Here is a 13703-nt window from a genome sequence, read left to right as displayed (position 1 = left end):
GCTTGCTGAAGAGGGCGTTCGTGGCACCGGATCCGGGCAAGGCACGGCTGCGGTTCGCCTCCCGGGCCGTGCTCGGCATCGGGCTCGCCGTCGCCCTGTGCGCGCTGGCCGGGCACTCCATGACGGCGGCCATCACCGGCGGCCTGGCGGCGCTGCTCGCCCTGTTCACGGTGACCGACGCGACGGTGCGCGGGCAGGCCGTGACGACCGCGCTGCTCCCGGCCGTCGGGCTGCCGGTGCTCGGCCTCGCGGCCGTCCTGCACGACCTGCCCGTCGCCCGTGACCTGGCCTTCCTCGCCGTCGTGGGAGCCGGTGCGTACGCCCGGCGCTGGGGACCGCGCGGGCACTCGCTCGGGGTGTTCGCGTTCATGACCTTCTTCGCCGCACAGTTCCTGCACACCGTCCCCGGCCAACTGCCCGAGCTCTACGCGGCGGTGACGCTGTCGCTGGCGGCGTCGTCGGCGGTGCGGTTCGGGATGTGGTGCTACGAGCGGCGGCGACCGGTAGCGACCACCGCGGTCGCGCCGCCGACCGGCGGTACGGGACTGGCGCGGATCACGACCCGGCAGGCGATCCAGGCCACCGCGGGCGCCGGGATGGCCCTCGTCGTCGGGCAGGCGCTGTCCGACCAGCGGTGGTACTGGGCGGTCGGCGCCACCTGGTGGGTGTTCGTGAACACCACCTCGCGCGGCGAGACGCTGATCCGGGGCTTCCGGCGGTTCCTCGGGACCGTCATCGGCATCGCGCTGGGCCTGGTCGTGGCCGTGCCCCTGCACGGGGAGCCGGTGGCGACCGCCGTGATCGTCGCGGTCGCCGTCTTCGGGATCTTCTACTCCGCCGCCGTCTCCTACACGTGGATGATGCTCGCCGTCACGGTCCTGGCCAGCGCGCTGTACGGACTGCTCGGACTGCTGGACCCGGCCCTGCTCGCCCTGAGGGTCACCGAGACGGCCGTGGGCGCGCTGGGCGCCGGACTGGCGGTGCTGCTGGTGCTCCCGGTCACCACGCACTCCGTCACCGACGCGTGGGTGGAGCGCGCCCTGCGCTGCGTGCACGCCTGCACCGCCGAGGCCGCCGCCCGGCTCGCGGGCTCCCCGACGGCGGACCCGGCCCGGCGGGCGGCCGAGCTGGAACAGATCCTCGCCCGGGTCCGGCAGTCCCTGGCGCCCCTGGTGCATCCGCTCAGCCCGCTGCGGGCCCGCAAGGGCCGGGCCCGGCACATCCTCGCGCTGCTCGACGACTGCGCCCGCGAGGTGCGCGGACTCGCCTCGGTCGCCGCGGACCCCGAGGCCTCGCACGACGCCCGCCTCGTCGCCGCCTGCTGGCGCGTCGAGGCCGCCGTCGAGACGCTCACCGCTCCGCCCGCCGACGGACCGCCCCGCCACGCGGGGGAGACCGCCGCCGCGCCGCGCAGCGCTGCACCGGCCGAACCGGTACTGGCCCACCTCCACGCCCTGGAACAGGCCCTCCTCGAACTCGCCGGGCCCCTGCGCGGCGCCCACCGGGTCCCGCTCGGCGCCTGAGGCGTCGCCGAGCGAGCGTGCCTGGTCTAGACCGTTCGTGATCGACTGCTACGGTCACCCCGAGCAGCAGCGTCAGCAGCGGCAGCGGCGACCCGGGAGGGGACAGCGGTGGCAGACCTCGGCGGAAGGCGACAGCGGGCGTTCATCGGCTCGTTCACGGCGGCTGGAGGGCCCGGCATCGTGGCCGCCGCCGTGGACCCGGCCGACGGCGCGCTGACCGTCCTGAGCAGCGTGAACGGCGTCCCCGACCCCTCCTACCTGGCCCTGTCGGCCGCCGGCGACACGCTGTACGCGGTCAGCGAGACGACGGACGGCGCGGTCGCTGCCTACCGGGTCACCGGTGACGCCCCGGAGCCGACCGGGCCGCCCGTGCCGGTCGGCGGCAGCGGCCCCACCCACCTCAGCGTGTTCGACGGCCACGTCCTCACCGCCAACTACGGCTCCGGCAGCGTCACCGCCGTCCCGCTCCGCCCGGACGGCACCCTTGCCCGCGTCGCCTCCGGCGTCCTGCGGCACACCGGTTCCGGCCCGCACACGCGACGCCAGCAGGGCCCGCACGCCCACCAGGTGCAGCCCGACCCGAGCGGCCGGTGGGCGGTCAGCGTGGACCTCGGGACGGACTCCGTCCGGGTGTGCGCCCTGCGCGACGGCAGCCCCGTCGTGCACGGGGAGCACGCGCTGCGCCCCGGCTCAGGACCACGCCACCTGGCCTTCCACCCAGGCGGCGAGTACGCCTACGTCGTCAACGAACTCACCCCGACCGTCACGGCCTGCCGCTGGGACGCCTCCGACGGCTCGCTGAAGCCCCTGGCCGAGACGGCCGTCCTGCCCGGCGCCCCGGCCGGCGACGCCTACCCCTCGGGCCTCGTCGTCTCGCCCGACGGCCGGTTCGTGTGGACCGCCACCCGCGGCGAGGACGTCCTCTCGGTGTTCGCGGTGGAGGGCGGGGGAGAGGCCCTGCGGCTGGTCGGGACGGTGCCCTGCGCCGGGCACTGGCCGCGCGCGATCGCCGTCGACGGCACCGGCGGCTTCCTCTACGTCGCGAACGAACGCTCCGGCGACGTCACCTGGTTCACCCTGGACCCGGCCACCGGCCTGCCCCGGCGCGGCGGTTCGATCGCGGTCCCCGCCGCCTCCTGCGTGATCCTCGGCTGACCCCGCCGAACCCCTGTCGCGCGCACGACGAAGGGCCCGCACCCAGCCGGATGCTGTCGGCGAATTCCGCCTGGGCGATCCGGGCCGGGTGAGGGTGAGTCCGTGCTGGAGATCCGGGGTGCTGTCGGCCGCGAACTGTGACACTTCCTAGTGGGAGTGTCACATTTGCAGAACTGGTACCCGGCCGCCCGTGGATTCGCCAACAGCGTCCCAGCCGGTGCGGGCCCTTCGTTGCGTACCGCGTCCTGAGGGTCGTCTCAACGGACCGGTGCGCCCTGCGGCTGCGGTGGGGCGATGCCGAGGGCGGTCGTGTACTTGGCGAGCGCGAGCTTGCCGATGGCCGGGTACGGGCCGAGCGCCTCGGCGGCGGCACAGCCGGCCTCCTCGGCCGCCGCGTCTATCAGCGTGGCGTTGATCTCCGGGCCGATCAGGTACGGCGCCAGCGCCAACTGCTGGGAGCCGGAGGACCGGAGCTGCTCGGCGACGGAGGCGATGGAGCCCTCCTGGTCGAGGGCCGCCGCCATCACCGGCACGGCGAGGCGCGCGGCGAGCAGCATGCCGGTGATCCCGGCCGCCTGCACGGCCTCCTCGCCGCCCACGGAGGCCAGGATGATGCCGTCCGCGGCCGTCGCCACGGTGAACAGCCGGGCGCGGTCCGCGCGGGCCAGCCCCGCTTCGGACAGCCGCACGTGCAGGGCCTCGGCGAGCAGCGGGTGCGGGCCGAGCACATCGGTCAGCTCGGCCGCGATCCGGCTCTCCATGACGGCCTGGCGGACCTGGCGCAGCAGCGCGCCGTCGGGGCCGGCCAGCAGCGGCACGACGACGGCGACCGGGCCGTCGGGCTCCTTGACGTCCAGACCGGCGGCACGGGCGTGCTCGAAGCGGGCGGTGCGCTCCTCGGCGGCGTACACGAGCATGGACTGCAGCGTGGGGAACTCGGTGTCGTCCCCGTCGAGGTAGCCGATGCGCGCGTCCAGGCCGGGGAGCTCGGAGCGGGCGATGCTCACGATCTCCTCGGCGAGACTGCGCACGGCGGCACTCGGCGTGCCCGGCACCGCGAGAACGAGCGCGGGCGCGCCCTCGGGAGCCGCCAGCGGCTCGGGTCGGCGGTGCCGCCCGGGCTGGCGAGGTCGCGGCATTCGTACTGGCAGGCCGGACGCGGGCCCAGTGGGGGAGCTCATGGCGACGCATGTTACTGGCTTCTTGGGCTCCCCTGTTCGGGGAGGGTGCAGGTGAGCGGTATCCGTCCGGTTTTGTCTGATGAGTTACGTGCGGATCAGAAGTGATCAGCGTGTTTACCGGGCGACTTGCCCTCGAAGGGAGCAATCTCCCTTTTCGTAACATGCCGTACGTTGACGTACGTTCCCTACGCCCCCTGCATTACGTCTGCTGCACCACCGACAGCAGGCTCTCCTCACCCGGCAGTGTGAGCGCGCCCGTCGCCAGTGCGGTGGCGATGCGTACGGCGCCGTCCAGCGGATCGCCCTCGGCGGGCACCCGCAGGGCGTGCGGCAGCCGTCTCGCCAACTCGCCCTCCAGGGGGACGAGGAGGGGGTCGCCGATCTTGAACAGGCCCCCGGTGAGAGCGATCCGGGGCTCGCCGCCTCGCGGGCAGACGGCGGCCGCCGACTCGGCCAGGTGCCGGGCCGCCGTGCGCAGGATGCCGGCGGCGACCGGGTCGTCCGCGGCGCAACCGGCCACGTACGGCGCGAAGGAGGCGAGGACGGCCGGGCGGTCCGGGCGCGGGTAGAGCTGCCCGGGCAGCCCGGGCGTCGGCCCGAACCGCTCCTCGGCGCGGGCCAGGAGCGGAGCGGACCCGCCGGGCCGCCCGTCGTACGCGCGCAGGGCGGCTTCCAGTCCGGCCCGGCCGATCCAGGCGCCGCCCCCGCAGTCGCCCAGCAGGTGGCCCCAGCCGTCCGCCCGCTGCCATGCCGTCAGATCCGTGCCGAGCGCGATCAGGCCCGTGCCCGCGACCACCACCGCGCCCGGCCGCGCCCCGAGCGCGCCGACGTAGGCGGTGACGGCGTCGGCGGCCAGCGCGGTCGTACGGACCCCGAACTCGCGGGCCAGGGCGCCCGGGAGCTCGGCGCGCAGGGCGTGGCCGAGCGTGCCGAGACCGGCCGCGCCCACGACGGCCGTGGCCGGCGGCGGGACACCGGTCTCGTCCGTCAACGCCCGGACCAGTGGCACCAGTTGGGCCATCAGGTGATCCGGGTCGATGCCCCGCGCGCCGGTGCGCACGGGCACCTGGGACGAGCGTCGGGCGAGGGCGCCGCGCTCGGCGGTTCCCAGGGCGACCCGCAGCCCGGAGCCACCCGAATCCACGGCGAGGATGCCGGAGTCGGTACCGGGGCCGTCGCCGGGGTTGATGTCGGCGGTCACGGCAGGCGCCAGTCCACCGGCTGAGCTCCCTGCCGGACCAGCAGGTCGTTGGCCCTGCTGAACGGCCGTGAGCCGAAGAAGCCGCGGTTGGACGGCTGGGGCAGGCCCAGGCCGGTGTGAGTTGACCAGGAATGATGACTGTGACGGAGTGGCTTGATCACTGGATGCGACAGGCTCCCCTCCTTCCCGGTGACCGGTTGTCTGATCTGCTGGAACGGCTCGCGGATCTCGAGGAGGAGGAAGAATAGCGCCTGGGGGAGGGGTCCTGTGTACAGGGATCATTGTCTCTGCGGAACGTCTGTGTGTGCCAGTAGAGTGACGCGGCGTGGCACCACGACCTTTGAATGAACTTGTTGAAGCCGGCTGGGCGAAGGCACTCGAGCCCGTGGCGGAACGTATCGCTGCGATGGGGGACTTCCTGCGGGCGGAGATAGCGTCGGGCCGGACGTACCTTCCGTCCGGGGCGAATGTCCTGCGGGCCTTCCAGCAGCCCTTCGACGACGTCCGCGTCCTGATTGTCGGCCAGGATCCCTATCCCACGCCGGGGATGGCGATCGGGTTGAGTTTCGCGGTGGCGCCGGAGGTGCGTTCGCTGCCGGGCAGTCTGGAGAACATTTTTCGGGAGATGCATTCCGACCTTGGGCTGCCCCGGCCGTCGAACGGGGATCTGACGCCGTGGACGCAGCAGGGGGTGCTGCTGCTCAACAGGGCGCTCACCACCGCTCCACGCAAACCGGGCGCGCATCGCGACAAGGGGTGGGAGGAGGTGACGGAGCAGGCGATCCGGGCGCTGGCGGCGCGCGGTAAGCCGCTGGTGTCGATTCTGTGGGGCAGGGATGCCCGCAATGCCCGGCCGTTGCTGGGGGATCTTCCCGCGATCGAGTCCGCGCATCCGTCGCCGATGTCGGCGGACCGTGGCTTCTTCGGTTCGCGGCCGTTCAGCCGGGCCAACGACCTGCTGGTCGGGCAGGGTGCGCAGCCGGTGGAGTGGCGCCTGCCGTAGGACATGGCCGGCGCAACGACACGAGTCTTCCTGCCGATGTACCGGCAGACTCTTGGTCTGCCGGCGGTACAGGCGTCACGCGTCGCTGACCTGCGTAAAACGTGGCCACGTATGGCTCGTTGGAGCCGTCGGCCCGGGAATGGTCCAGATCTTGTCCTCAGCGAGACGGGACTGGTCCTCTGTCGACGCCGCACCCCTCGGCTCGTGGACTGCTCCAAGCGGATGTGTTGGCCCGCCCAGTGCTACAGCGAGGTGGGCAGGTGCGGGGAGCGGAGCACGAGCAGGGTGATCTCGCTGGGGGCGAAGACGCGGAACGGCGGGCCCCAGAAGCCGGTGCCGCGGCTGGTGTAGAGGAGGGTGCGGGTGCCGTGGTGGCTGAGGCCGGCGAGGGCGGGCTGGTCGATGCGGACCAGGTGGTGGAAGGGCCAGATCTGGCCGCCGTGGGTGTGGCCGGAGAGTTGGAGGTCGATGCCGTCGGCTGCCGCCCGGTCGACGAACTTGGGCTGGTGCGCCAAGAGCAGGACGGGTAGGCCGGGGTCGGCACCGTTCAAGGCCCCGGCGAGGTGGGCGCGGTGGCCCGCCAGGCCGGAGGACTCGGCGGTGACGTCATCCACGCCGGCGACCACGAGGGTGTCGCCTCCGCGTTCGAGCAGCAGATGGCGGTTGCGCAGCGGCTCCCAGCCCAGCTCGCCCATCAGGTCGACCCAGCCTTGGGCCTCGCTGTAGTACTCGTGGTTGCCGGTGACGTATACCCGGGCACAGGTGGCTCGGACGGTGCCGAGTGGGACGGCCTGGGCGCGGCGCCGTTCGGCCGTGCCGTCCGCGATGTCGCCGGTGTGGCAGACCAGGTCGGCTTCCAGGGTGTTCACCGTCTCGCACACCCGCGCCGACCAGCGGGCCCGATCGAGTGGGCCGTAGTGGGTGTCGGTGATGAGGACGACGCGGGTGCCGTCCAACCCGGCACCCAGCCGCGGGAGTTGCACGTCGAGGCGGCGCACGCGCGGCACGCGGCGGGCTTCGGCGTACCCCCAGGCGAGCAGTACGGCGGTTACGCCGAGGACGGCCCACGTGACGATTCGGGCGCTGTCCTGACCCTCGCCGACGCCGGCCACGGTCAGGGCGAGCCGCAACAGGACGCCGAGCAGAACGGACCAGGTGAACAGAACCCAACTGGCGCCCAGCAGGGTGTCACCGACGATCGCCGCCCGGTCCTGCTGGCGCCGGCCGTGGCCGCGCCCCATCGCGAGCGGCATACCAACGAGGCCGAGGACGAACAGGGCGGTGCCGACCAGCGTGACGGGCAGCGGCCAGTGCTGGCCGGTGTACAGGAGCACCCAGCAGGGCACGGCCCACAGCAGGACGGGGGCGATCAGGGGGATGTAGCGCATCAGGCGGTGCAGTCGGCTCTGCCGCGGAGCTTTCACTTCGCTGTCGGCGGGTCGGGTGTTGCTGGTGTCGGTCACGTTTCCCCTCTCTGTCCAGGCTGCCGTCTCGCGCACTGTATCCGGTCGTCCTCGGGCTGGCCGGACGGGCGTTCATGGGTGCGGCCCCGTGGGGCGACGGCTGAGTACGGAGATCAACTCACCCATGTCCACGACTCGCACCACCGCCCTGCGCAGGGCCGGCCTTGTCGCCACCCTGGCCGCCGCCGGTGCCGCCTCCGCGCACGTCACCGTCCACCCCGAGAGCTACGCCAAGGGCGCCACGGACTGCGTCCTCACCTTCCGGGTCCCCAACGAGGAGGACACGGCCAGTACCAACAAGGTGCAGGTCTTCCTCCCCATCGACCCTCCCGTCCTCGGGGTGCTCGTCTCGCCGCAGGACGGCTGGACCGCCAAGGTGACGGGACGACGACCACGAAGAGCTTCGACAGGTCCACGGAGACGGCGTCGAGCAGTGACTCGACCGCCCGCGGGCTCGGCGTCGCCGGACTGATCGTGGGTGTGCCGGGGCTGGCCGCCGCGGTGTTCGCCGCCGTGCGCAGCCGCTCCGCCGGATCCCGGTCCGCCGAGTAGGCCAAGCGCCCTGCCGCCCTGCCGTCGGACCGTCGGAGGCAGGGCGGGTGTCGGCCGCCCGCCCCCACCTTTCATGTGACGCGCGCCACATAGGTGCTCCGGAACTTGGACGGTCTCCGGGCCGACTACTGAATCGGTACGGCGCGATCCGAGTGACGCCGTACGACGTGACCTGGAGACGCGGTTGATGGACGAGTCCCGGCAATCCTCCTTGGGCGGCACGAGTGCCGCACTGCGGAAAGCGGCACCTCCGCCCGCGCTCTGCGGTTTCCTCCTGCTGCTGGTTCTGATCTTCACGGTGTCGTACGCCGTGGGTGTCGGCGCCGGCCCTGTCGCGCCCGGTATTCACGGCAACGGCACGAGCCGCGACGGTGGCGGGGAAGGTGGCAGTGGCGGAGGTGTGGGCGACATGGGCGACATGCAGGGAGGGCACGGCTGATGGGCGCTGAACCCGGGGCCGTCCTCGTGACGACCGATCTGACCGTCGGCGGTATGACCTGCGCGGCCTGCGTGACGCGGGTCGAGAAGAAGCTCGGCAAGCTGGACGGGGTCACGGCGACCGTCAATCTCGCCACCGGGATGGCACGCGTGAGTCATCCGGCGGGCATCGGCCCGGACGAACTCGTCGCGACCGTCGAGAAGGCCGGCTACACGGCCGCCCTGCCCGAGCCGCCCACGAAGCAGGAGCCCGCGGACGGTGACGGCGGCGACGGTGCGTCCGAGGCCGACCGGCAGGCGCGGCACCGGCTGGCCGTCGTCGCCCTGCTCGCACTTCCCGTGCTTGTGCTGTCGATGGCGCCCGGACTGCAGTTCCGCAACTGGCAGTGGCTGTGTTTCGTGCTTACGGCGCCCGTCGCGGTGTGGGGCGCCTGGCCCTTCCACGAGCGCGCGGTACGCGGGCTGCGGCACTCCGCCGCGACCATGGACACCCTGGTGTCGCTGGGTGTGGTGGCGTCCTTCGCGTGGTCGGCGTACGCGCTCTTCCTCGGAGGCGCCGGCGACCCCTGGATGCGGATGCCGTTCACGTTCCTGCCCACCGCCTCGGACGGCGTCGCGCACATCTATCTCGAAGCGGCCGTCGGCGTACCGCTGTTCGTGCTGGCGGGGCGGTTTCTGGAGGCTCGGGCCCGGCACGGGACGGGGGAGGCGCTGCGGTCGCTGGCGCGGCTCGCGGCCAAGGAGGTGTCCGTTCGCGAGGACGACGGCTCCGAACGGCTCGTCCCGATCGAGGAGTTGAGGGCCGGGCAGGTCTTCGTCGTGCGGCCCGGGGAGCGGGTCGCCACCGACGGGCAGGTGACGGAGGGCAGTTCGGCCGTGGACCTGTCCCTGGTCACCGGGGAGAGCGAGCCCGTCGAGGTCGGACCGGGGACCCCGGTGGTCGGCGGGGCCGTCAACGCGGGAGGGCTGCTGCTCGTACGGGCCACCGCCGTCGGTGCGGACACACAGCTCGCCCGTATCACCCGGCTGGTCACCGACGCGCAGGCCGGGAAGGCGCGGGCGCAGCGGCTGGCCGACTCGGTGGCCGGGGTCTTCGTGCCGGTGGTGCTGGCGCTGGCCGTCACCGCGCTCGGGTTCTGGCTGGGCGCCGGGGCTGATCCGCAGGCCGCTGTCACCGCGTGCGTGGCGGTCCTGGTCGTGGCCTGCCCGTGTGCGCTGGGCCTGGCGACCCCGACCGCGCTGATGGCCGCCACCGGCCGGGGTGCCCAGTTGGGTGTCCTGGTCACCGGCCCTCAGGCGCTGGAGGGGCTTCAGCACATCGATGCCGTCGTCCTGGACAAGACCGGCACGCTCACTTCCGGCCACATGACCGTCGCCAGGGTCACCGCCGTACCCGACGGGTTCGGCCGCGACGAGGTGCTGCGGCTGGCGGGGGCCGTGGAACAGGGTTCGGAGCATCCGCTCGGGCGGGCCGTCACCGCGTACGCCCGGCGGGAGCCGGGCGAGCGGCGGCTGCCGGACGTGGACGGGTTCAGCGCCCTGCCGGGGCGGGGTGTGCGCGGCCGGGTCGAGGGGCGGCTCGTCGAAGTCCTCGCGCCGGACGACGAGTTGCCTCCGGCGCTCGCGGACGCGCTGCTGCCGGCCGAAGCCGCCGCGCACACGTCGGTCCTGGTCCGCGTGGACGGGGTGGCCGCGGCGCTGATCGAGGTCGGGGACGTCGTACGACCCGGCAGCTACCGGGCCGTCGAGCGGCTGCGGCGTCTCGGTGTGCGGCCGGTGCTCGCCACCGGCGACCGTGCGGCGCCCGCCCGCGCCGTGGCGCAGGCGCTGGGCATCGAGGAGGTGCACGCCCGCTGCACGCCCGAGGGCAAGGCCGATCTCGTACGGGAGTTGAAGGAGCAGGGGTACCGGGTCGCGGTGGTCGGCGACGGGGTGAACGACGCCGCCGCGCTGGCCGGCGCCGACCTGGGCATCGCCATGGGCAGCGGTACGGATGTGGCCATCGGTGCCGCCGATGTGACGTTGGTGCGCGGCGACATCGAGGCCCTCGCGGACGCGGTCCTGCTCGCCCGGCGCACGCTGGGCACGATCCGCGTCAACCTCGTCTGGGCCTTCGGGTACAACCTCGTCACCGTCCCGCTGGCCATGGTGGGCCTGCTGAACCCGATGCTCGCGGCGGCGGCGATGTCGGCCAGCTCGGTGCTGGTGGTCGCCAACAGCCTGCGGCTGCGCGCCTGGCAGCCGTCGCAGCCGCGCGTTCGGAGGAACGCCCGATGACCGGACAGCCCCTCTGGCGGCCGACCGGCCGTCGGCTCACCGACACCCTGCTCGCCGCGCTCGCGCCCGTCGCCGCGTGCGGCCTCGCGCTCGGCGGGCTGAGCACGTGGACCGCCTACGGCAACGCCGGCAGCCCGGCCCTGATCAAGGTCACCGACGGCAAGGTGTTCGCGCCCTCCGGGGACACCCCGGTCACGGCGGCCTTCTTCCGGATCACCAACAGCGGGGGCTCGGCCGACCGGTTGCTGAAGGTGACGTCCGCCGAGGCCGGCGAGGGCACGCCCACACTGAGCCGTCACGTCATGACCGGCGGCAACGCGGCCTCCGACCAGACGGTGGCCTCTGTCGCCGTACCGGCCGGAGGCAGCCTCGCCATGTCTCCGGACGGCCTCGACGTGATAGTGCCGGCGAAGCCGGACTGGCAGTCGGGCGATCTCGTCTCGTTCACGCTGCACTTCGAGCACAGCGGGGCCGTGAAGACCCTCGCGGTGGTGGTCCGGCCGGGCCAGGACGGCACATGAGCCCTCACCTGTAGGGGTCGGCCGGACCGTCCGTCGAGTTCCGGTGGGGCGCTGTGTCCTGTATCACTCTCTTCGGGATGAGTGGCGGGTCCGGGTCCGGTGCGTACCCACCGGTGACGGGCGGAGCCCGGATGCGAGGATGAGGCCGTCATGACTGCTGGGTGGGGTGCGCGCACGGTACGGGCCGCGGTGTTCGCGGCCGTCTGTGTGCTGCTCGCCGCCCTCGGACACGTCCTGATGTCCGGCTCCACCGTGGCGTGGTGGGCGATGGGCGCCGGGTTCGCCGCCACGAGCGCTGTCGGGTGGACCCTGGCGGGCCGTGAACGCGGCCTCCCGCTGGTGGTGTCCGTCGCGGTGGTCGCGCAGGGCGCGCTCCACTCCGCCTTCTCACTGGCCCGGTCGGCGCCGTCGGGAGCCGGCACGGGCTCCGTGGCGCGGGACATGGGCGGCATGTCCATGGGTTCCATGCCCATGCCCATGCCCATGGACGCGATGGACATGGGTTCCATGGTGTCGATGGGCTCCGTGGGATCCATGGGGTCCATGGACATGGGCCACTCGGCGCACGCGGGGCACCTCGGTCACCTGGCGCACGGCACGGGCGGCACGTCGTCGCTCGGCATGCTCGCCGCCCACGCGCTGGCCGCGCTGCTGAGCGGTCTGTGGCTGGCCTACGGCGAGCAGGCCGCGTTCCGCCTTCTGCGGGCCGTCGCCGGATGGCTGGCCGCTCCGCTTCGGCTGCCCCTCGCCGCCCTGCCCGTCCCGCCGCGTCGGCCCCGGCTGCGGCCGACGCGCGAGCGTTCGGAGCGCGTGCCGCGGCTGACGCTCACGCACACGATCATCTCTCGGGGGCCTCCGGCCGGGACCGCTGTCGTCTGAGACAGCCGGTTTCCCGAGGCCGTCCCGTGGTCGCCGCGTCAGTCGGTGCCGGGGGGCTTCGGGCACGGGTCGTGCACGTCGTACGACCCGCTCCCACTCCCGTCCCGGGACTTCCGCAACGGCGCACCCCACGCCCGGCGTGCTCCCACTCACGCTCGCGTGCGTGCCGCCGCGCCGGAGCGGTCCCGGACCACCCGAGAAGGACATCAGGTGATCACTCCTGTCCTCCCCCTGTCGTCCAGGAAGCGCGACGCGGGACACATGACGGCGGACCAGCCCGGTGCGACGGCGTCGCCCGACGACCCGGCCACCGCCTGGGCCCTCGCCGCCCGCACCGGCGATCCCGACGCCGTCGACCGCTTCGTGCGTGCCCTGCGTCCCGACGTCGTCCGCTACGTCACGTACCTCTCCGCCGACCGCCAACTGGCCGACGACCTCGCACAGGACACGTTCCTGCGGGCGCTCGGCAGCCTGCACCGGTTCGAGGGGCGCTCGTCGGCGCGCACCTGGCTGCTGTCCATCGCACGCCGCACGTTCGTCGACAGCCTGCGGTACGCCGCCACCCGGCCGCGGTCGGCCGACGTCGACGACTGGACGGCCTGGGCCGAGCGGGCCCAGCCGAGCGGCTTGCCCGGCTTCGACGAGGGCGTGGCCCTGCTCGACCTGCTGGACGCGCTGCCCGCCGAGCGCCGTGAGGCGTTCGTCCTCACCCAGTTGACGGGACTGCCCTACGAGGCAGCGGCCGAGGCCGGCGGCTGCCCTGTCGGGACGATCCGTTCGCGCGTGGCACGAGCCCGGGCGACCCTCGTCGCGCTTCTCGACGAAGCCGAGGAGCCTCCGGTTCCGGCTGCCGTCGCCGCGTGACGGGAGGGGTGCCGGTGCCTCACCGGCACCCCTCCCCGGGGTCCGCGCGGCCTTGGCCGCCACCGAGGCTCACCTCGCGGCCTCGGCCACCGTCGCCCGGACGGACACCTTCCCGCTCTCCTGGAACCACAGCAGATAGGGCACCTTCTGCCCGGCTTTCAGCACGGGCGGATCCAGGATCGCGACCTCGAGTCCACCCGGTGTCATGCGCACCGTGCCGCCCGCCGGAACGTCGACGGCCCCGACCCGGTCCGTGCGTTCGGATCCGTTCAGGCTCACCGTACGGCGGAGCATGCTGATGCCCAGTGCCGGTGAGTCCGCGTACAGCAGGGTGTCCTTCGACGGGCCGGTGTTGCGGATCTCGAAGTACGCCGTGGCGGAGCCGGAGCCGGAGCCGGGGTCCGAGGCCGCCGCGACGATGCGCGCGTCGACGACTCTGATCCTCGGCGGCGGATCGCCTGCCGCGCCGGTCGCGGTGTAGGCCACCAGCAGGGCCAGCGCGCCGAAGGAAGCGCCCAACGGCGGCGCGACGGCCCACAGGACGTTGGTGAACGGCGCGTTCCGCGTCCGGCGTAGTACCCGCGGCAGGCTTCTCGGTTCCATGTGCCAGTGGTCGGGGCGCGGACCCGGCTGGTTCCCGGCCCAT

General features: G+C 73.4%; 13 protein-coding genes and 1 pseudogene. 9 read left to right on the top strand and 5 right to left on the bottom strand.

The features are described from left to right. The first annotated feature begins 2 nt into the window (after nt 1-2). A complete protein-coding gene (locus OG352_RS03400; RefSeq protein WP_329214156.1) occupies nt 3-1523 on the top strand; it encodes an FUSC family protein in 1521 nt (506 codons plus the stop codon). Nucleotides 1524-1631: 108 nt separating this feature from the next. Continuing rightward, nucleotides 1632-2678 (top strand): lactonase family protein, encoded by a 1047-nt coding sequence (locus OG352_RS03395; protein WP_329214154.1) that lies wholly within the window; start codon nt 1632-1634, stop codon nt 2676-2678. A gap of 257 nt (nt 2679-2935) precedes the next feature. Here OG352_RS03395 and OG352_RS03390 read toward each other — a convergent pair whose 3' ends face one another. The 3 genes and pseudogenes from OG352_RS03390 to OG352_RS03380 form a co-directional block, all read right to left on the bottom strand. After that, complete coding sequence (locus OG352_RS03390; protein WP_329214152.1) at nt 2936-3859, bottom strand: sirohydrochlorin chelatase; 924 nt, start codon at nt 3857-3859, stop codon at nt 2936-2938. A 199-nt stretch (nt 3860-4058) separates the two neighbouring features. Continuing rightward, entirely contained in the window at nt 4059-5060 is a 1002-nt protein-coding gene (locus OG352_RS03385) for an N-acetylglucosamine kinase (RefSeq protein ID WP_329214150.1), read from the bottom strand. Then, a pseudogene (locus OG352_RS03380) lies at nt 5057-5161 on the bottom strand (uracil-DNA glycosylase); the annotation flags it as partial. The gene OG352_RS03385 and the pseudogene OG352_RS03380, both read right to left, overlap by 4 nt. A gap of 224 nt (nt 5162-5385) precedes the next feature. On the opposite strand from OG352_RS03380, the gene OG352_RS03375 reads away from it, so the two are divergent. Then, nucleotides 5386-6063, top strand: coding sequence for a uracil-DNA glycosylase (locus tag OG352_RS03375; RefSeq protein ID WP_329214148.1), 678 nt, complete (start codon nt 5386-5388; stop codon nt 6061-6063). A 242-nt stretch (nt 6064-6305) separates the two neighbouring features. Here OG352_RS03375 and OG352_RS03370 read toward each other — a convergent pair whose 3' ends face one another. Further along, nucleotides 6306-7526, bottom strand: coding sequence for a metallophosphoesterase (locus OG352_RS03370; RefSeq protein WP_329214146.1), 1221 nt, complete (start codon nt 7524-7526; stop codon nt 6306-6308). Between the two features lie 124 nt (nt 7527-7650). Here OG352_RS03370 and OG352_RS03365 point away from each other — a divergent pair, with 124 nt between their 5' ends. The 6 genes from OG352_RS03365 to OG352_RS03340 all read left to right on the top strand — a co-directional run bounded on the left by OG352_RS03365 (nt 7651) and on the right by OG352_RS03340 (nt 13057). Continuing rightward, a complete protein-coding gene (locus OG352_RS03365; RefSeq protein WP_443072144.1) occupies nt 7651-7998 on the top strand; it encodes a DUF1775 domain-containing protein in 348 nt (115 codons plus the stop codon). 267 nt (nt 7999-8265) lie between these two features. Beyond that, on the top strand, nt 8266-8517 hold the full coding sequence (locus tag OG352_RS03360) for a hypothetical protein (protein WP_329214144.1): 252 nt from the start codon (nt 8266-8268) through the stop codon (nt 8515-8517). Continuing rightward, complete coding sequence (locus OG352_RS03355; RefSeq protein ID WP_329214142.1) at nt 8517-10793, top strand: heavy metal translocating P-type ATPase; 2277 nt, start codon at nt 8517-8519, stop codon at nt 10791-10793. Before OG352_RS03360 ends, OG352_RS03355 begins: the two co-directional genes overlap by 1 nt. Then, entirely contained in the window at nt 10790-11314 is a 525-nt protein-coding gene (locus tag OG352_RS03350; RefSeq protein WP_329214140.1) for a copper chaperone PCu(A)C, read from the top strand. The genes OG352_RS03355 and OG352_RS03350 overlap by 4 nt, the downstream gene beginning before the upstream one ends. A 150-nt stretch (nt 11315-11464) precedes the next feature. Beyond that, entirely contained in the window at nt 11465-12193 is a 729-nt protein-coding gene (locus OG352_RS03345; RefSeq protein WP_329214138.1) for a hypothetical protein, read from the top strand. 210 nt (nt 12194-12403) lie between these two features. Continuing rightward, nucleotides 12404-13057 (top strand): sigma-70 family RNA polymerase sigma factor, encoded by a 654-nt coding sequence (locus OG352_RS03340; protein WP_443072143.1) that lies wholly within the window; start codon nt 12404-12406, stop codon nt 13055-13057. A gap of 69 nt (nt 13058-13126) precedes the next feature. Here OG352_RS03340 and OG352_RS03335 read toward each other — a convergent pair whose 3' ends face one another. Continuing rightward, nucleotides 13127-13660 carry a copper chaperone PCu(A)C gene (locus OG352_RS03335; RefSeq protein WP_329214136.1) on the bottom strand — a complete coding sequence of 178 codons (534 nt, stop codon included), beginning with the start codon at nt 13658-13660 and terminating at the stop codon, nt 13127-13129. Nucleotides 13661-13703 lie beyond the last annotated feature (43 nt).

It is taken from the genome of Streptomyces sp. NBC_01485 (assembly GCF_036227125.1).
Classification (GTDB): Bacteria; Actinomycetota; Actinomycetes; order Streptomycetales; family Streptomycetaceae; genus Streptomyces.
The sequence above is the reverse complement of the archived record's forward strand: the minus strand, read 5'-3'. Positions and strand labels throughout refer to the sequence as shown.

Excerpts from the sequence above, each read along its gene's own strand:
- OG352_RS03390 (WP_329214152.1), bottom strand. The coding sequence starts at position 3,859 with ATGAGCTCCCCCACTGGGCCCGCGTCCGGCCTGCCAGTACGAATGCCG.
- OG352_RS03365 (WP_443072144.1), top strand. The coding sequence starts at position 7,651 with ATGTCCACGACTCGCACCACCGCCCTGCGCAGGGCCGGCCTTGTCGCC.
- OG352_RS03360 (WP_329214144.1), top strand. The coding sequence starts at position 8,266 with ATGGACGAGTCCCGGCAATCCTCCTTGGGCGGCACGAGTGCCGCACTG.
- OG352_RS03355 (WP_329214142.1), top strand. The coding sequence starts at position 8,517 with ATGGGCGCTGAACCCGGGGCCGTCCTCGTGACGACCGATCTGACCGTC.
- OG352_RS03350 (WP_329214140.1), top strand. The coding sequence starts at position 10,790 with ATGACCGGACAGCCCCTCTGGCGGCCGACCGGCCGTCGGCTCACCGAC.
- OG352_RS03345 (WP_329214138.1), top strand. The coding sequence starts at position 11,465 with ATGACTGCTGGGTGGGGTGCGCGCACGGTACGGGCCGCGGTGTTCGCG.
- OG352_RS03335 (WP_329214136.1), bottom strand. The coding sequence starts at position 13,660 with ATGGAACCGAGAAGCCTGCCGCGGGTACTACGCCGGACGCGGAACGCG.